The organism is Kitasatospora sp. NPDC053057 (genome assembly GCF_044546945.1).
Lineage (GTDB): Bacteria > Actinomycetota > Actinomycetes > Streptomycetales > Streptomycetaceae > Kitasatospora.
Genome location: NZ_JBITZP010000024.1, coordinates 34,213 through 49,363, shown reverse-complemented (window position 1 = coordinate 49,363; position 15,151 = coordinate 34,213). Strand labels below are relative to the sequence as shown.

The 15,151-nt window shown below is 73.3% G+C and carries 11 protein-coding genes; 7 read left to right on the top strand and 4 right to left on the bottom strand.

All coding sequences use genetic code 11. The features are described 5' to 3' along the window. Window positions 1-163 precede the first annotated feature (163 nt). The 3 genes from ACIG5E_RS24470 to ACIG5E_RS24460 all read left to right on the top strand — a co-directional run bounded on the left by ACIG5E_RS24470 (window position 164) and on the right by ACIG5E_RS24460 (window position 4,156). The gene (locus ACIG5E_RS24470) at window positions 164-1,186 is read left to right on the top strand and encodes a carbohydrate ABC transporter permease (protein WP_396536614.1); all 1,023 of its coding nucleotides are present in this window, start codon (window positions 164-166) and stop codon (window positions 1,184-1,186) included. A gap of 122 nt (window positions 1,187-1,308) precedes the next feature. After that, window positions 1,309-2,199, top strand: coding sequence for a carbohydrate ABC transporter permease (locus ACIG5E_RS24465; RefSeq protein WP_396536612.1), 891 nt, complete (start codon window positions 1,309-1,311; stop codon window positions 2,197-2,199). 178 nt (window positions 2,200-2,377) lie between these two features. Then, a complete protein-coding gene (locus ACIG5E_RS24460) occupies window positions 2,378-4,156 on the top strand; it encodes a DUF4153 domain-containing protein (RefSeq protein WP_396536610.1) in 1,779 nt (592 codons plus the stop codon). A gap of 86 nt (window positions 4,157-4,242) precedes the next feature. Here ACIG5E_RS24460 and ACIG5E_RS24455 read toward each other — a convergent pair whose 3' ends face one another. Then, a complete protein-coding gene (locus ACIG5E_RS24455) occupies window positions 4,243-5,793 on the bottom strand; it encodes an MFS transporter (protein WP_396536608.1) in 1,551 nt (516 codons plus the stop codon). A gap of 211 nt (window positions 5,794-6,004) precedes the next feature. Between ACIG5E_RS24455 and ACIG5E_RS24450 the strand changes: the two genes are divergently transcribed. The 3 genes from ACIG5E_RS24450 (at window position 6,005) to ACIG5E_RS24440 (ending at window position 8,449) form a co-directional block, all read left to right on the top strand. Then, window positions 6,005-6,742 (top strand): TetR/AcrR family transcriptional regulator, encoded by a 738-nt coding sequence (locus ACIG5E_RS24450; RefSeq protein ID WP_396536606.1) that lies wholly within the window; start codon window positions 6,005-6,007, stop codon window positions 6,740-6,742. Window positions 6,743-6,969: 227 nt separating this feature from the next. Then, entirely contained in the window at window positions 6,970-7,668 is a 699-nt protein-coding gene (locus ACIG5E_RS24445; RefSeq protein WP_396536604.1) for a ribonuclease HII, read from the top strand. Between the two features lie 100 nt (window positions 7,669-7,768). Next, window positions 7,769-8,449 carry a hypothetical protein gene (locus ACIG5E_RS24440; protein ID WP_396536602.1) on the top strand — a complete coding sequence of 227 codons (681 nt, stop codon included), beginning with the start codon at window positions 7,769-7,771 and terminating at the stop codon, window positions 8,447-8,449. A gap of 172 nt (window positions 8,450-8,621) precedes the next feature. Here the strand turns inward: ACIG5E_RS24440 and ACIG5E_RS24435 are convergent, their stop codons facing one another. Further along, a complete protein-coding gene (locus tag ACIG5E_RS24435; protein WP_396536600.1) occupies window positions 8,622-9,341 on the bottom strand; it encodes a hypothetical protein in 720 nt (239 codons plus the stop codon). A gap of 366 nt (window positions 9,342-9,707) precedes the next feature. Next, the gene (locus tag ACIG5E_RS24430; protein WP_396536598.1) at window positions 9,708-11,903 is read right to left on the bottom strand and encodes a RecQ family ATP-dependent DNA helicase; all 2,196 of its coding nucleotides are present in this window, start codon (window positions 11,901-11,903) and stop codon (window positions 9,708-9,710) included. A 229-nt stretch (window positions 11,904-12,132) separates the two neighbouring features. On the opposite strand from ACIG5E_RS24430, the gene ACIG5E_RS24425 reads away from it, so the two are divergent. Continuing rightward, a complete protein-coding gene (locus tag ACIG5E_RS24425) occupies window positions 12,133-13,659 on the top strand; it encodes a DUF4192 domain-containing protein (protein WP_396536596.1) in 1,527 nt (508 codons plus the stop codon). Between the two features lie 31 nt (window positions 13,660-13,690). Here the strand turns inward: ACIG5E_RS24425 and ACIG5E_RS24420 are convergent, their stop codons facing one another. Beyond that, complete coding sequence (locus ACIG5E_RS24420; protein ID WP_396536594.1) at window positions 13,691-15,004, bottom strand: alpha/beta fold hydrolase; 1,314 nt, start codon at window positions 15,002-15,004, stop codon at window positions 13,691-13,693. Window positions 15,005-15,151 lie beyond the last annotated feature (147 nt).

Below are 15,151 nucleotides of genomic sequence, written 5' to 3'. Positions count from 1 at the left end.
GGCGGGGGGGGGGGGGGGGGGGGGGGGGGGCGGGGGGGGGGGGTCCCCGGGGGGGCCCCGGGGGGGGGCGGCCGCGGGGGCCACCCCCGGGGGGGGGGGGGGGGGCCCCCCCCCCCCCCCCCCCCCGCCCCCCTTCCCACCGGACTCGAAGGGACGTAGAGCCATGTCCGTATCCGGCTCCCCGCCGGCCGCCGGCCCGCTGGCCGTCGGCGCCTGGGGTGACGCGGCGGTCAAGTTCGGCAACAGCATCGGCGCGATCGCGGGCTTCCTCGGCATCCTGCTGGTGGTCTTCCTGGCGGCCGGCCGGGCCCGGGGCCGCCTGGCCCGACCGCTGGCCGTGCTGGTCTTCCTCGGCCCGGCCGTGCTGCTGCTGGTGGTCGGCCTGGTGGCGCCGCTGATCCGCACCGTCTACCTGAGCCTGCACAACGCGGACGGCAGCAAGTTCGTCGGCGGCGAGAACTTCGGCTGGGCCTTCACCACCGACTCGGTGCAGAAGGTGCTGGTCAACACCCTGCTGTGGCTGGTGGTCGCGCCGTTGGCGGCGACCGGCCTCGGCCTGGTGCTGGCGCTGCTGGTGGACCGGATGCGCGGCCAGGCCGTGTACAAGTCGCTGATCTTCATGCCGATGGCGATCTCGCTGGTCGGCGCCTCGATCATCTTCAAGTTCGTCTACGAGGCGCGCGGGAAGGACCAGCCGCAGATCGGCCTGCTCAGCCAACTCGCCCACGCGGTGGGCTGGTCGGACCCGCCGAACTGGCTGCTCAGCCAGCCGCTGAACACCTTCCTGCTGATGGCGGTGATGGTCTGGGTGCAGACCGGGTTCGCGATGGTGGTGCTGTCGGCGGCGATCAAGGCGATCCCGGACGAGGTGGTGGAGGCGGCCCGGCTGGACGGCGCGACCGGGGTGCGGCTGTTCTGGCACGTCACCGTGCCGATGATCCGCACCACGGTGATGGTCGTGCTGACCACCGTCATGATCATCACGCTGAAGGCCTTCGACATCGTCCGAACCATGACCGGCGGCAACTTCGGCACCCAGGTGCTGGCCAACGAGATGTACTCGCAGTCCTTCGTGCAGTTCGACGACGGGCGGGGCGGCGCCCTCGCGGTGCTGCTGTTCCTCGCGGTGCTGCCGCTGGTGGCCTACAACATCGTCCAGCTGCGGAGGGAGCGTGAGGTGCGGTGAGCGATCGAAGCGCGGTGGGCGGTCGTAGCGCGGTGGGCGGTCGTAGCGCGGCGGGCGGTCGAAGCGCGGTGAGTGACCGGAGCGCGGTGAGAGGCGGGGGGACCGGCCGTCACCGCAACCCGGTGCGGAAGTCCTTCAGCAGCCCGCTGGCCTCGGCGTTCGTGATCGCGATGACGGTGCTCTGGACGATCCCGACCCTCGGTCTGCTGGTGACCTCGCTGCGCCCCAAGCAGGACGTGACCACGGACGGCTGGTGGAACGCCCTGATCCACCCGGACTTCGGCCTCGGCAACTACCACTCGGTGCTGTTCGAGGGCGGCTCCGGCGGCTCCACCGGGCTGATGCCCTTCCTGGTGAACTCGCTGGCGATCAGCATCCCGGCCACCCTCTTCCCGCTGGTGCTCGCGGCGATGGCGGCGTACGCGCTGGCCTGGGTGCGGTTCCGGGGGAGCGACGCGGTGTTCTTCACGGTGTTCGCGCTCCAGGTGGTGCCGCTCCAGATGGCGCTGATCCCGCTGCTGCGGCTGTTCTCCAGCGGCGCGCACCTGGGCTCGCTGACGCTGATCCCGGCGGTGGACCTGAAGGGGAGCTACGCGCCGGTCTGGCTGGCGCACACCATGTTCGCGATGCCGCTGGCGGTGTTCCTGCTGCACAACTTCATCGCCCAGCTGCCGCGCGACCTGATGGAGGCGGCGGTGGTGGACGGCGCCTCGCACTTCAAGATCTTCCGCTCGATCGTGCTGCCGCTGTGCGCGCCGGCGCTGGCCTCCTTCGCGATCTTCCAGTTCCTGTGGGTCTGGAACGACCTGCTGGTCGCCCTCACCTTCGCCGGCGGCACGCCGGAGGTGGCGCCGATGACGGTCCGGCTGGCGCAGCTGTCCGGCTCGCTCGGCGGGCGCTGGGAGCTGCTCACGGCCGGGGCATTCCTGTCGATCATCGTGCCGCTGATCGTCTTCTTCAGCCTGCAGCGGTACTTCGTCCGGGGGCTGTTGGCCGGGTCGGTGAAGGGGTAGTACGGGCGGCTGCGGAGGGGGAGCACCCGCGGTCAGGTGATTCTGAACATGTTCAGAAGTAACTTTTGAACTTGTTCAGAATGGTCTACAGTCGGCAGCGGCGGAGGCGTTGACACGCCCGCCCGCGGACCGCCCGGAGGGCGGCCTCCGCATGCCCGTCGACCACCGAGGGGGACTCATGACAGGCCCGTCCACGCCTGCCCCGACCGATCCGCAGCCCGCGTCCGAGCCGCAGGCGTCGGGGGACCCGTACGCGCCGTACGCGTCTGCGGACCCGTACGCGCCGTACGCGTCTGCGGACCCGTACGCGCCGTACGCGTCGGCGGCCCCGCACGGGCCGTCCGCGTCGTCCGGCCGAGGCTCGTCGTCTGGCCGGGGTCCGTCGTCTGGCCGGGGTCCGTCGTCCGGTCCGTACCGGCCCGGCGGGCCGGACGGCTCGCCCGAAGCGTCCGGGCCGACGATCGGGGACCGGCTGCACGCCACCGACCCCGAGCGGCGGGCGGCGGCCACGCCCCGGATCCTGCTGTTCGCGCTGCTCACCGGCCTGCTGACGGCCTGGTTGCTGTACGACGGGGTGGGTGCCAACCTGCTGATCTGCGGCGTCGCCGCGGCCGTCGTCGCCGGTGTCGTCGCCCGCGCGGCCGGTCGCCGGATCAGGCCCTGGACGGTCGTCTGGAGCCTGCTGGCCCTCGCTCTGGCCGCCGTCCCGGCCTTCTGGGACGCGGGCTGGCCCGCGCTGCTGGCCTCCGGCTGCGCGCTGGGCCTGGCCTCGCTCGCCCTGCACGGCGGCCGCCGCTGGTCGGGGGTGCTGCTCGCGCTGCCCGCCGTGCTCTGGCAGCCGGTGCCGGGCGTGGGCTGGGTCTGGGGCGCCATGGAGGGGCGGCCGCTGCCCGGCCGCGGCCGGATCGTCCCGGTGCTCAAGGCGCTCGCCGTCGCCGCCGTCCTGCTGACCGTCTTCGGCCTGCTGTTCGCCAGCGCCGACGTCGCCATGGCGGACCTGCTGGCCGGCCTGAGCCCCAGCATCGACGTCCACCAGCTGCCCCTGCGCGGGCTGCTGTTCGCGCTCGGGACGCTCACCGCGCTGGGCTTCGCGCACATCGCGGCCGGCCCGCGCCGCTGGGACCGGCTGGTGGTCCGCCCGGGGCGGGAGCGTCGGCGGCTGGAGTGGGCACTGCCCCTGGTCGCGCTCAACCTGATGTTCGGCGCGTTCGCGGTGATCCAGGCGATGGTGGTGCTCGGCGGTGCCGACGCCGTACTGAGCAACACCGGCATGAGCCGCTCCGCGTACGCCCGTCAGGGCTTCTGGCAGCTGAGCGTGATCACCGTGCTGACCCTGGTCGTGGTGGCCGTCGCCAAGCGCTGGGCCCCGCGCACCACCCCGGCCGACCGTCGGCTGACGCGGATCCTGCTCGGGCTGCTCTGCCTGCTCGCGCTGGCGGTGGTCGCCTCGGCGCTCGGTCGGATGTGGTTCTACGTGGACGCCTCCGGGCTCACCCGGCTGCGGCTGTGGGTGCTGGTGGTCGAGATCTGGCTGGGCGTCGTCTTCCTGCTGCTGATCACCGCCGGGTTCACCCGCGGCGCCCGCTGGCTGCCGCGCGCCGTCGTCCTCAGCGGCATGCTCACCGTCGCGGTGTACGGGCTGATGGGGCCGGACGCGATCATCGCGGAGCAGAACGTGGCCCGGTACGAGCGCTCGCAGCAGATCGACCTGCGCAACGTCCGCGAACTGTCGGCGGACGCGGTGCCCGCCCTGGGCCGGCTGCCGAACCCCCAACGGATCTGTGCGCTCGAACTGATCCGAGCCGACCTGGCGAACGACCCCGGGCCCTGGTACGCGACCAGCCGCTCCGCCGCCCGGGCCCGCGAGATCCTGGCCGCACGGCCGTTGGTCGAAGGCGGGCGCGCGACCGCGAGTGCCTGCGAGCGGGCGGGACTGCACGTCGACCCGTATTTCTGACCGCTGGGCATGCGACGGGCCCGCCGGGAGCGTACGGCTCCCGGCGGGCCCGGGGTGGTGGTACCGGTGGCGGTTCCGGTGGTGGCTCAGTGCATCGCGACGCCGGCGTTGTCGCCGCTCGGCAGGTCACTGGCCTTCGCCTTGATCACGAAGACCGCGATCAGCAATGCGACCCCGGCGAGCGCCGCGCCGACGATGAAGCCGTGCGAAATCCCCTGGGCGAGCACCGAGTTGGCGGCGTCGGAACCCGACGGGAAGTCCTTCTTCTCGTGCAGGTAGGCAAGCTGGTCCGGTGAGGCCGTCTGCAGGAACTTGGGCAACTGCGCCTGGAACTCGGGCGCGGCGTAGTGCGCGAAAACCGTGGTCAGGATCGACAGCCCGAGCGAACCCCCGATCTGCTGCATGGAGTTGAGCAGACCGGAGGCGGCACCGGTCTCCTCGCCCGGCACGCCCGCGACCGAGAGCAGCATCACCGGGACGAAGATCAGGCCCATGCCGAAGCCGAAGATCACCGTGGGGGCGAGCACGCCGTCGACGTAGCCGCTGTCCTTGTGGATCTGGGTCAGCCAGGTGAGGCCGACGGTGACCAGCAGTGCGCCGCCCGCCATGAACGGCTTCGGGCCGTACTTGGCCTGGAGGCTGGACGCGACCTGTGCGGCGATGATGATCGACACGCTGATCGGCAGGAACGATACGCCTGCCTTGAGCGGGCTGTATCCGAGCGGTCCCTGTACGAACAGGACGACGTAGAAGAAGATGCCGAACATGGCCGCGGCCAGGCAGAGCATCATCACCAGGCCGCCGGTGCGGTTGCGGTTGGAGAACAGGTGCAGCGGGGTGATCGGCTGGTCGGTGCGCCGCTCGATCACGAAGAACGCGGCCAGCAGGATCGCGCCGCCGGCGAAGGAGCCGAGCGTCAGGCCGTCCGACCAGCCGTCCGAGGCGGCCCGGATGAAGCCGTAGACCAGGCCGACCAGGCCGAGCGTCGAGGCGAAGGCGCCCGGCAGGTCGAAGCGACCCGGGTGGCGCTCGGACTCGGCGATGTAGCGCGGCGCGGCGATCGCGATCAGGATGGCGATCGGCACGTTGACGAAGAACACCCAGCGCCAGTTCAGGTACTCGGTGAGCACGCCGCCGGCCAGCAGGCCGATCGCGGCACCCGAACCGGCCACCGCCGAGAAGACGCCGAACGCCTTGTTGCGTTCCGGTCCCTCCTCGAAGTTGGTGGCGATCAGGGCGAAGGCGGTCGGTGAACAGATCGCGCCACCGATGCCCTGGAGCGCGCGGGCGGCCAGCAGTAGCGTGCTGTCCTGGGCGAAGCCGCCCAGCAGCGAGGCCAGGCCGAACAACAGGGTGCCGAAGATGAACACCCGGCGGCGGCCGAGGATGTCGCCCGCCCGACCGCCGAGCAGCAGCAGTCCGCCGAAGGTCAGCGTGTAGGCGTTGATGACCCACGACAGGTCGGTGGTGGAGAAGTTCAGCGCGTCCTTGATGTGCGGCAGCGCGATGTTCACGATGGTCGCGTCGAGCACCACCATGAGCTGGGTGGCCGCGATGACGGCCAGGGTGATGCCCTTCCCCCGGTTCTGGCCGCCCTTCGGCGGTGAGTTCTTGCTGAGCGTGTCGGAGATAGCCACGAATGTGCCCCCTGATGGCTACGTGCTTGGGTGCTTGGCGCTCGGGTGCCTTGGGCGCTTTGGGTGCTTGGGTGCTTGGGTCTGACGCGGATCCGCTGGCCCGAACGTGCTGCTGCGCGATGGCGCAGCCTAGGAAGGAACGATGCCGTTCACTAATCTGGACGATATCCTGGTCTTGATAGTGAACGCAAGCGTTCCTTAAGGAGTGGCGATGGATCGGTTGATGCGGCGCCTGTCGGTGGACCGGGCGTCGGTGGTGCCTGGGGCGCCTGGGGCGTCGGTGGCGCCGGTGGTGTCCGACGTGCCTGCGGACTCGGCCGTGGCGGCGGACCCTGAGCCCTGCTGTCCGGTGCGGGCCGCCCGGGAGGCGCTGGCGCGACCGGTGCGGCGTCGGGGGAAGGAGTTGGAGAACGCGATCTTCGAGGCCGCGCTCGACCAGCTCACCTCCGGCGGTTACGCGCGACTGACGATGGAAGGCGTCGCCGTTGCGGCGCGGACCGGGAAGGCCGCGCTCTACCGGCGCTGGGCGTCCAAGGTCGAACTCGTCATCGACGCCCTGGACTCCACTCTCCCACGCCCTCACGGGGTCCCCGATCTCGGGTCCGCCCGGGCCGAGTTGCTGCAGCTCATCGAGCTGTTCACGGACGCGATCTGCTCCCGCGCGGGCGCCGCCCTGCACGCGCTGATGGCCGAGCTCTCCCAGCAACAGGCGGAGGTGTTCAAGGACTTCATCGTGCAGCGGGTGATCGGGCCGATCAAGGACGCCATCCTGGACATCCTCCGCCGCGGCGTCGACCGCGGCGATGTCCGGCCCGGCGCGGTCTCTCCGCTGGTCGCCGACGTCGTCCCGGCGATGCTGATGTTCCAGGTGAAGGTCTTCGACGGGGGACTGGCCCCCGGCTTCGCGGTCCGGCTGGTCGACGACGTTCTCGTCCCGATGATCCGGTAGCCGTAGCCGTAGCCGTAGCCGTAGCCGTAGCCGTAGCCGTAGCCGTAGCCGTGGGTGTTTGCGTGGGCGTGGTCGATGCCGCACCGGGCCCGGGGTGGTCGTGCCGGGCGGCGTCCGGCGGTGTCCGTGAGCGGGCTTAGGCTGGAGACTGCCCCACTGGAGCGGGCTGCCTTGCCCGAACCGGGCTGTCCTGCCCGACGGGGCTGCTTTGCCGAACGGAGTCCGTGATGCCCATCGTCCCGCCGACGCACTCCGTCGAACGCTCGCTGCGCCGGGCGGGCGCCAGGATCGTGGTCGGGCTGGACGAGGTGGGCCGCGGCGCCTGGGCCGGACCGGTCACCGTCGGCGCGGCCGTCACCGGCCTGCGCAGGGCGCCGGAGGGACTCACCGACTCCAAGCTGCTCACCGAGTTGCGCCGCGAGGCCCTCGCGCCCGTGCTCGCCGACTGGGTCACCGCGTACGCGCTCGGTCACGCCTCGCCGCAGGAGTGCGACGAACTCGGCATGACGGCAGCCCTGCGGCTGGCCGCCGTTCGCGCGCTGGAGGCGCTGCCGGTCGAGCCCGACGCGGTGATCCTGGACGGCAAGCACGACTACCTCGGCGGCCCCTGGCGGGTGCGCACGGTGATCAAGGGCGACCAGTCCTGCATCTGCGTCTCCGCCGCCTCGGTGCTCGCCAAGGTCCACCGCGACGGACTGATGGCCGAATTGGGCGAGCCCTGCCCGGAGTACGGCTTCGCGGACAACGCCGGATATCCCTCCCCGGTGCACCGCGCCGCGCTGGACGAGTTCGGCCCCACCGAGCACCACCGGCTCTCCTGGGCGTACTTGGACGCACTGCCGAAGTGGCGCCATCTGAAGCGCGGTCGGGACGTCGTGGGCGCGGGTGAGGGATCCGCCGACGAACAGTTGACGCTCGGTTTCTGACAGTCCGTCTGGAATTGCCCCGGGTGGGGCCGGGGATGCCCGGTGCCCAATGGGTGGGGTGCCCGTGCGCGTTCGACCGGCATTTGATAGATATCCGGGTATGCCTGTCTTCCCCGAGGAGCCGGAGATTCACGAGAGCCTCCCGGGCCCCGGCGTTCCCTTCCCCCGCGAGTCGGACGCACAAGCCCTCCACGCGCCTGCCACCGGCGGCGCACCCGCCACCGCATCCACCACCGCCGCCGCACCGCTCCCGGTGCCCGGCCCGCGTCCGGCGCCCGCGCGTCCGGCACCGCCGCGTGCCGAGCGCCCGGGCCCGCCGCGCCTGATCCCCAAGCCCGGTCCGGCACCGCGCCGCCCGGCCCCCGCCACGCCGCAGGTCGAGGTCCAGCGCATCGCCGCCGCCCCGGCCCAGGCGCTGGAGCACGCCGACGACGCGGTCGACCGCCTGTTGGACTCCGGCCGCAACCCGGGCGACATCCTGGTGCTGACCGTCGGTGAGGCGCACCCCTGGCAGCAGCACGAGCTCTCCTTCGGTGAGGAGCGCTACTGGGCGCAGCTCGCCGAGGGCGGGGACGTGTTCTACGCCGACGCCGCGCTGACCCGGCCGATCCGCCGCGAGGTGGTCGTCCTGGTGGTCAACGGCGGTTCGGCCGCCCGGGCCGCCGAGGCGTACACCCATGCGCTCGGCCGCGCGACCGCGCTGCTGGTGGTCTGCGGGGAGGCCGGCCCGGCTGCCGCGGCGGCGGTCGGAGCCGCACCGGGGCGTCCGGTCAAGGCCTGACCGGAGGTCCGGCTGTCGTCTTCACCCCGGGCCCGGCGCCGTACGGTGCCGGGCCCGGGGTCCGTCCGCAGTGCGCTGACCCGCTGCCCGTTCCCGTGCCGTGGCTGTGCCCGTGCCGGAATCCGATGCCCGTATCGGTCGTCCGGGGCCCATGCCGCTCGTCCGGGGTCGCTCAGCGCGTGCCGGTGCGGCGTCCCTGTTCCGCGGCCGTGACCCGCGCGGGGATCCACGGGGGCTCGGTCTGCTGGGAGCTCGACGGAGCGTCGACCCGCTTGGCCTGTTCGGCCGCCTGCTGCCGGGCACGCTGGCTGCGCGGGGCGTCGTCGAGCGCCGACCGCGGCGGCAGTTCCGTCACGGTGTGCACCGGGCCGTCCGCCCACGAACCCGCGTGCGGATTGCGCCCGTCCCGTCCGTCGCCGAGGATCTGCCAGCCCGCCGGGGTGAGCCCGATGTACGAGCCGCAGCGCAGCCCGTGCAGCCCGGCCGCGTCCCGCAGCGCCCACATCCAGGCGCCGTCCTGCTCCGTCCAGCCCGGCGCGCCGTCGCGGCAGCGCAGCAGCACGGCCGTCCGGGTCGGCGCGGGCCGCCGCAGGTCGTGCGGGGTGACCCGGCGCAGGTGCGCCAGCAGGGCGTTCCGGTGCTGCCAGCCGTCGGTATCGTGTGGCCAGGGCGTGAACGAGGCCGAGGCGGCGAGGTGGTGGAGCGCGTCCAGGACCGCCACCACGACCGTGCCCGGCTGGGGCAGGTGACGCTGGTGCAGTTCCAGGACGAACTCGCGCGGATCGCGCAGCAACGGGATCCCCGAGGCGGTCCAGGTCTCCAGGTCCAGCAGCCGTCTGGGCGCCGAACTCCCGGAGAGGGGATGTTGACCTCGGCCGATACCGTTGATCACGATCCTCCTTCCTGGCCCGTGGGCAGGCGGGTGCCTGGGTACGCCGAAGGGCGGATCCAGCGGACCGGGTTTCGGGTACCTCCCAATTCTCGGGGTAACGGGGCCAGAGCGGCAATGATGGAATGATGAACGCCACCCGATAGCCCATGTTCTGCCGGATATGTTCCCCGGCGACCCGAGTGCGCTTCAGGAGCGACCCGGCCTTGATCCACGCTGGGTGACGGGTATGGCGAACCGTCGTCGGCATGGTGGGCACTCCTTTCTCGGGTCGGGTCTCGGCTGTGATCGAAATCGCCCTGTCGGCTCCTTTCTGTTAGGCCATTCGAGTGAAGGCGGTCGTGTGCGCGGCAGCCGGTCGCCGCCCGCTCACCCCTGTACGGCCAGTACCAGCGGCAGCACCGCCCCGGCCCCCGCCCGGCGCAGCAGCCGGGCGGCCACGGTGACCGTCCACCCCGAGTCCACGAGATCGTCCACCAGCAGCACCGGCCCGCCGGCGGTCGCCACCGCCTGTTCCAGCTCGGGCGGCAGTACCAGGGCCCCGGCCAGCGAGTGGAGTCGCTGGGCGCTGTTGCTGCGGGCCCCGTGCGGGGGCCGCCCGCCGGCGTACTCGATCCGGCCGAGCAGCGGCAGCCGCCCGATCTCGGCGATCCGCGCGCCTAGGCTGCCGACCAGCTGGGGGCGGGTCGAGGAGGCCATGGTCACCACGCCGACCGGCCGGTCCAGCCGGGCGCCCTCCGTCGTCGCGGGACCGGCCCAGCCGCCCGGGCCGCGCGCCCAGTCGGCGAGCACCGCCACCAGCGCGTCCACCGCCTCGCCGGGCACCGGCACGTCCGGCGCCTGCTCGGCGAGCAGGGTGCGCAGCCGGTTGCCCCAGCCGATGTCGGACAGCCGGCCGAGCGCCCGGCCGGTCTCCGCCTGCTCGCCCGCCGGGATCCGGCCCTTCAACGGCACCCCGAGCGCGTCCATCCCGGTGGGCCAGAGCCGGCGCGGTTCGAAGCTCACGCCCGGGCGCCCGAGCGCGGCCCGGGCCGCGGCCAGCGTTCCGTCGGAGACCTCCGGGGTGTGCAGCGGCCCCGCGCAGTTGTCGCACCGCCCGCACGGCGCGGCCTGCTCGTCGTCCAGCTGGCGGCGCAGGAACTCCATCCGGCAGCCGGTGGCCGCGGCGTAGTCGCGCATCGCCCGCTGCTCGGCCTCCCGGGAGGCGGCGACCTTGGCGTAGCGGGCGGTGTCGTACTCCCAGCTCTGCCCGGTGGCCGTCCAGCCGCCCTTGACCCGGCGGACGGCGCCGTCCACGTCCAGCACCTTGAGCATGGTCTCCAGCCGGGCGCGGCGCAGGTCCACCCTGGGCTCCAGAGCGGCGGTGGAGAGCGGGCGGCCGGCCTCGGCGAGCGCTTCGATGGTGCGGCGCACCTGCTCCTCCGGCGGGAAGGCGAGCGAGGCGAAGTAGCGCCAGATCGCCTCGTCCTCGCGCCCGGGCAGCAGCAGCACCTCGGCCCGGTCCACACCGCGCCCGGCCCGGCCGACCTGCTGGTAGTAGGCGATCGGCGAACTGGGCGAGCCCAGGTGGACCACGAAGCCGAGGTCGGGCTTGTCGAAGCCCATGCCGAGTGCGGAGGTGGCGACCAGCGCCTTGACCCGGTTGGCCAGCAGGTCGGCCTCCGCGGTGCGGCGCTCGGCGTCCTCGGTGCGGCCGGAGTAGGAGGCCACCGGGAAGCCGCGCTCGCGCAGGAAGGCCGTCACCTCCTCGGCGGCGGCCACCGTCAGGGTGTAGACGATGCCCGAGCCGGGGAGCCGGTCGAGGTGGTCGGCCAGCCAGGCGAGCCGGTGCGCCGGATCGGGCAGGGCGAGCACGCCCAGGGTGAGGCTCTCCCGGTCGAGCGGACCGCGCAGCACCAGGGCGTGCTCGTCGGTGGTGCCGGTGCCGAGCTGCTCGGCGACGTCCGCGGTGACCCGGGCGTTGGCAGTGGCGGTGGTGGCGAGCACCGGGACGCCGGGCGGCAGGTCGGCGAGCATGGTGCGCAGCCGGCGGTAGTCGGGGCGGAAGTCGTGGCCCCAGTCGGAGATGCAGTGGGCCTCGTCGACCACCAGCAGGCCGGTGGAGGCGGCGAGCTTCGGCAGCACCTGGTCGCGGAAGTCCGGGTTGTTCAGCCGCTCGGGGCTGACCAGCAGGATGTCGACCTTGCCGGCGGCGACCTCGGACTGGATCTCGTCCCACTCCTCGGTGTTGGCCGAGTTGATGGTGCGGGCGTGGATGCCGGCCCGGGCCGCCGACTCGACCTGGTTGCGCATCAGGGCGAGCAGCGGGGAGACGATCACCGTCGGCCCGGCGCCGCGGGCGCGGAGCAGGGCGGTGGCGATGAAGTAGACCGCGGACTTCCCCCAGCCGGTGCGCTGGACGACCAGGGCGCGGCGGTGGTCGACCACGAGGGCCTCGATGGCCGTCCACTGGTCATCGCGCAGGCTGGCGGCGGGGCCGGCCAGCTCGCGCAGGACGGCCTCGGCCTGCGCCCGGACCTCGGTGCGGTCGGCGGTGGCGGTGGTGTGGATGTCGGGCTGCTTCATGGCGTCGATGTAACCCCATGCCGCCGACAAGGGGCGAATGCGGGCGGGGCGGTGCAGGGGAAGATGGAGTGTATTTCATCCGGAGATCAGCTGAACGGCTGCCGAAATCCACTCTCCAGAGCGAGTGTCGTGTGCTCCGAATGGGCGACGGAAAATTCGGAGGCCGAGTTATCCACAGGGAAAAAGAAAGTTCCGGGGTCGCTGTCGGATAGCGCGCACTCTTGCGGCCATGAACGCGATGAACAACGAACACGTCATCCTGTCCCTCGGCCCGGCTTCCGAGCAGCGGCCGGTCGTCATGCGCGGTCCGGCCGACATGGCCGAGCTGTTGCCCTACTTCCTGGGGTTCTATCCCGACGACAGCATCGTCGCGGTCGGCCTCCAGGGCCCCGACCTGCACCAGGGCGGGGTCATCCGGGCGGACCTCCCGGTCTCGCCCGCGGAGTGGCCCGCCGCGGCGGAGGAGACGGCCGCGCTGCTGGTCGCCCTCTCCGAGCGGCACGGCGGCCGGCCGCTCCAGGTGCTCATCTACCTCTGCCAGGATCCGGTCACGGCGCACGCACCGCCGCCGGTGGAGCGCCTGCGCCCGCTGGCCGACGGCCTGCGCGCGGCCTTCGGGCGCAGGGGAGTGGCGGTCAAGGAGTCGCTGTGCGTCTCGGACGACCGCTGGTGGTCCTTCCTCTGCCGCCGCGAGGGGTGCTGCGATCCGGCGGGCAATCCGGTGCGGCGCGGGCCCGACCCGGGGCCGGCGGCCGCCGCCGCGACGGTGGCCGGCCTGGTGCCGCGCGGCAGCCGGAAGGCGATCGTCGGTTCCCTGGCCCCGGCCGGCCCGCCGGAGGACGCACCGCAGCGCGAGGCGCTCGTGCGGGCCGAACCCCTCGCCGGGGCCGTCTCCCGGGAGCAGGGCCTCGAACTGCTGGAGCAGGCCTTCGCGGAGTTCGCGGCTGGCGCCAGGGAGCTCGACGAGGAGCGGACGGCCCGGCTGCTGTTCGCCCTGCGGGACCGCCTCACCCGGGACCGCGGCGTCGAGTACGTCCGGCCCGCCGAGCTCGCTCCCGCCGAGCGCCTCTGGCGCTTCCTCGCCCGGCGTGCCGTGCCGCCGTACGAGGGCTGCGCGGTGGCCCCGCTCACCCTGCTGGCCTGGGCGTCCTGGGTCGCCGGGGACACGGCCACCGCCCGGGTGGTGCTCGGCCACGTCCTGCGGCTCTCCCCGAACTACCTGCTGGCCGAGCTGCTGTACGAGTCGATGAACGACGGCATGACGCCCGGGCCGCTGCTGGCCGCCGTCGAGGCCCAGCGGCGACGGCGCGAGGAGCGCGCAGTCACTGCGCAGTCCGGGGCCGATCCGCAGGCCGGGCCCGAGCCGGAGTCCGGGCCCGTGACGGGCGGCGAGACGGGGCCGCCGGGGCCCGCCCAGGCCCCGGGCGGCGGGCGCCGACGGCGGCGGGGCGGTCGGCGTAAGGGCGGGTCCACGGCCGAGGTCGCGGCCGATCGCGGATCCGGCAGTCCCGGCAGTCCCGGCAGTCCCGGCGGTCCCTCCGGCCCCGGCGAGTCGGGGCCGGAGGGAAGCGGCCCCGGGGCGGTCGCCCTGCTCTCGGCGCCCGGGTGCGGTCCGGTGACCGGGGCAGGGCGCGCCCGGGGCGTGCGGCTGGGCCGGGCGGCGGCCTGCGCCTCGGCCGCCGTCCGCTCCGGCACCGGGCTCCACCGGTGCCGGGGCACCCGGCAGGCGGCGAGAGGAGCCCGCCGTGCCCACTGAGCCGCTCGCCGCCCCACCGGTCGGAAGGCTGCTACGCCTCGCCGTGCGCCATCTTGATCAGTCGGTCCAGCACCTTGCCGCCGCTCACCCGCAGGCCGTCGTGCTCCCACTCGTTGGTGATCCAGGTCCGCAGGCCGCGCACCGCGCGGGCGGTCTCCAGCGAGTCGGCGGTGTCCACGCACATGTCGTCGTGGTACACCGCCGCCACGACGGGCACGGTGTTGGCGGCCAGGCGCGCCGGGTCGTAGAGGTCGGGCCAGTCGGTGCGGGCGGCGAGCAGGTCCGCGGTCTCCTTCAGCGGGCGCAGCGCCCGGTCAGTGTCGAACATCCAGGGGTAGATCATCTCCCCGGTGAACAGCACCGGAGCGTCGGTCTCCAGCGCAGCGCGGGCGTCGAACTCCGGGAACTCCTTGCGGACCCGCTCGGCCGACCAGGCGGTGCCGCCCTGGTCCACCGAACGCTGGCCGTAGATCGACTCGTGCAGCACGGCGTACAGCGGGCCCTCGGCGAAGGAGAGCCGGGCCTGGACACCGGCCAGGAAGGTATCGGAGAGCTCGGCCCCGGCCGGGCCCTCCACCCAGGCCTCCTCCAGCAGGTAGTGCAGGGCGCCGGAGCCGCTGCCTCCGACGAACATCATCCCGAGCACCTGAAAGGCCTCGACGGTGAGCAGTCCGCCGTCCGGCAGGGAGGCGGGGGAGTCGGCGAGGTGGGCGACGATCCGCCGCACCGCCTCGACGTCCTGCGGGAAGCGGCGGTAGTGGTCCTCGTTCTTGCGGACGACGCGCGGGTAGGCGGCGCGGTAGACGTCGTCGGCCGAACTGCGGAGGCCGGCGAGGCCGCCGGTGATGAAGGCCTCGGTCAGGCCCTCGGGAGCGAACGAGAGGTAGGTGAGGGTGCAGAAGCCGCCGAAGCTCTGGCCGAGCACGCTCCAGCGCTTGTCGGCGCCGAGCAGCTGGTGGCGGATCAGCTCGGCGTCCCGGACGATCGAGTCGGCGCGGAAGTGGGCCAGGTAGTCCGCCTGCTCCTGCGGGCCGCCGCGACGGGCGAGGGTCTGCCGGGTCGCCGGCGTGGACCGCCCGGTGCCGCGCTGGTCGAGCAGCAGGACTCGGTAGTCGTCCAGGGCGCGGTCCAGCCAGGTGTCCCGGCCGAGCGGGCGGGCGGCCTTGCCGCCGGGCCCGCCCTGGAGGAAGAGCAGCCAGGGCAGGTCGTCCCGCTCGCGGCCGGAGGCCACCACCTCGCGGGCGTACACCTCGATCTGCTCGCCCTCAGGGGCGGCGTGGTCGAGCGGGACCTGGAAGACGTGGTCGGTCGTGACAATCCCGGGCAGTCGGCTGACGGTGGACATGCAACTCCTCGGTCTCTGCTGGTCACAGCGGTTGCGTCGCGGTTCGCGGGGTCACCGGGTACGGGCGCCGCGACCCCCGCACCGTATCCTGGCGCGGTCGAGCACCGGTTCGACCGCCCCGCCCGCCCGGCGCCGGAGCCAGGCCCA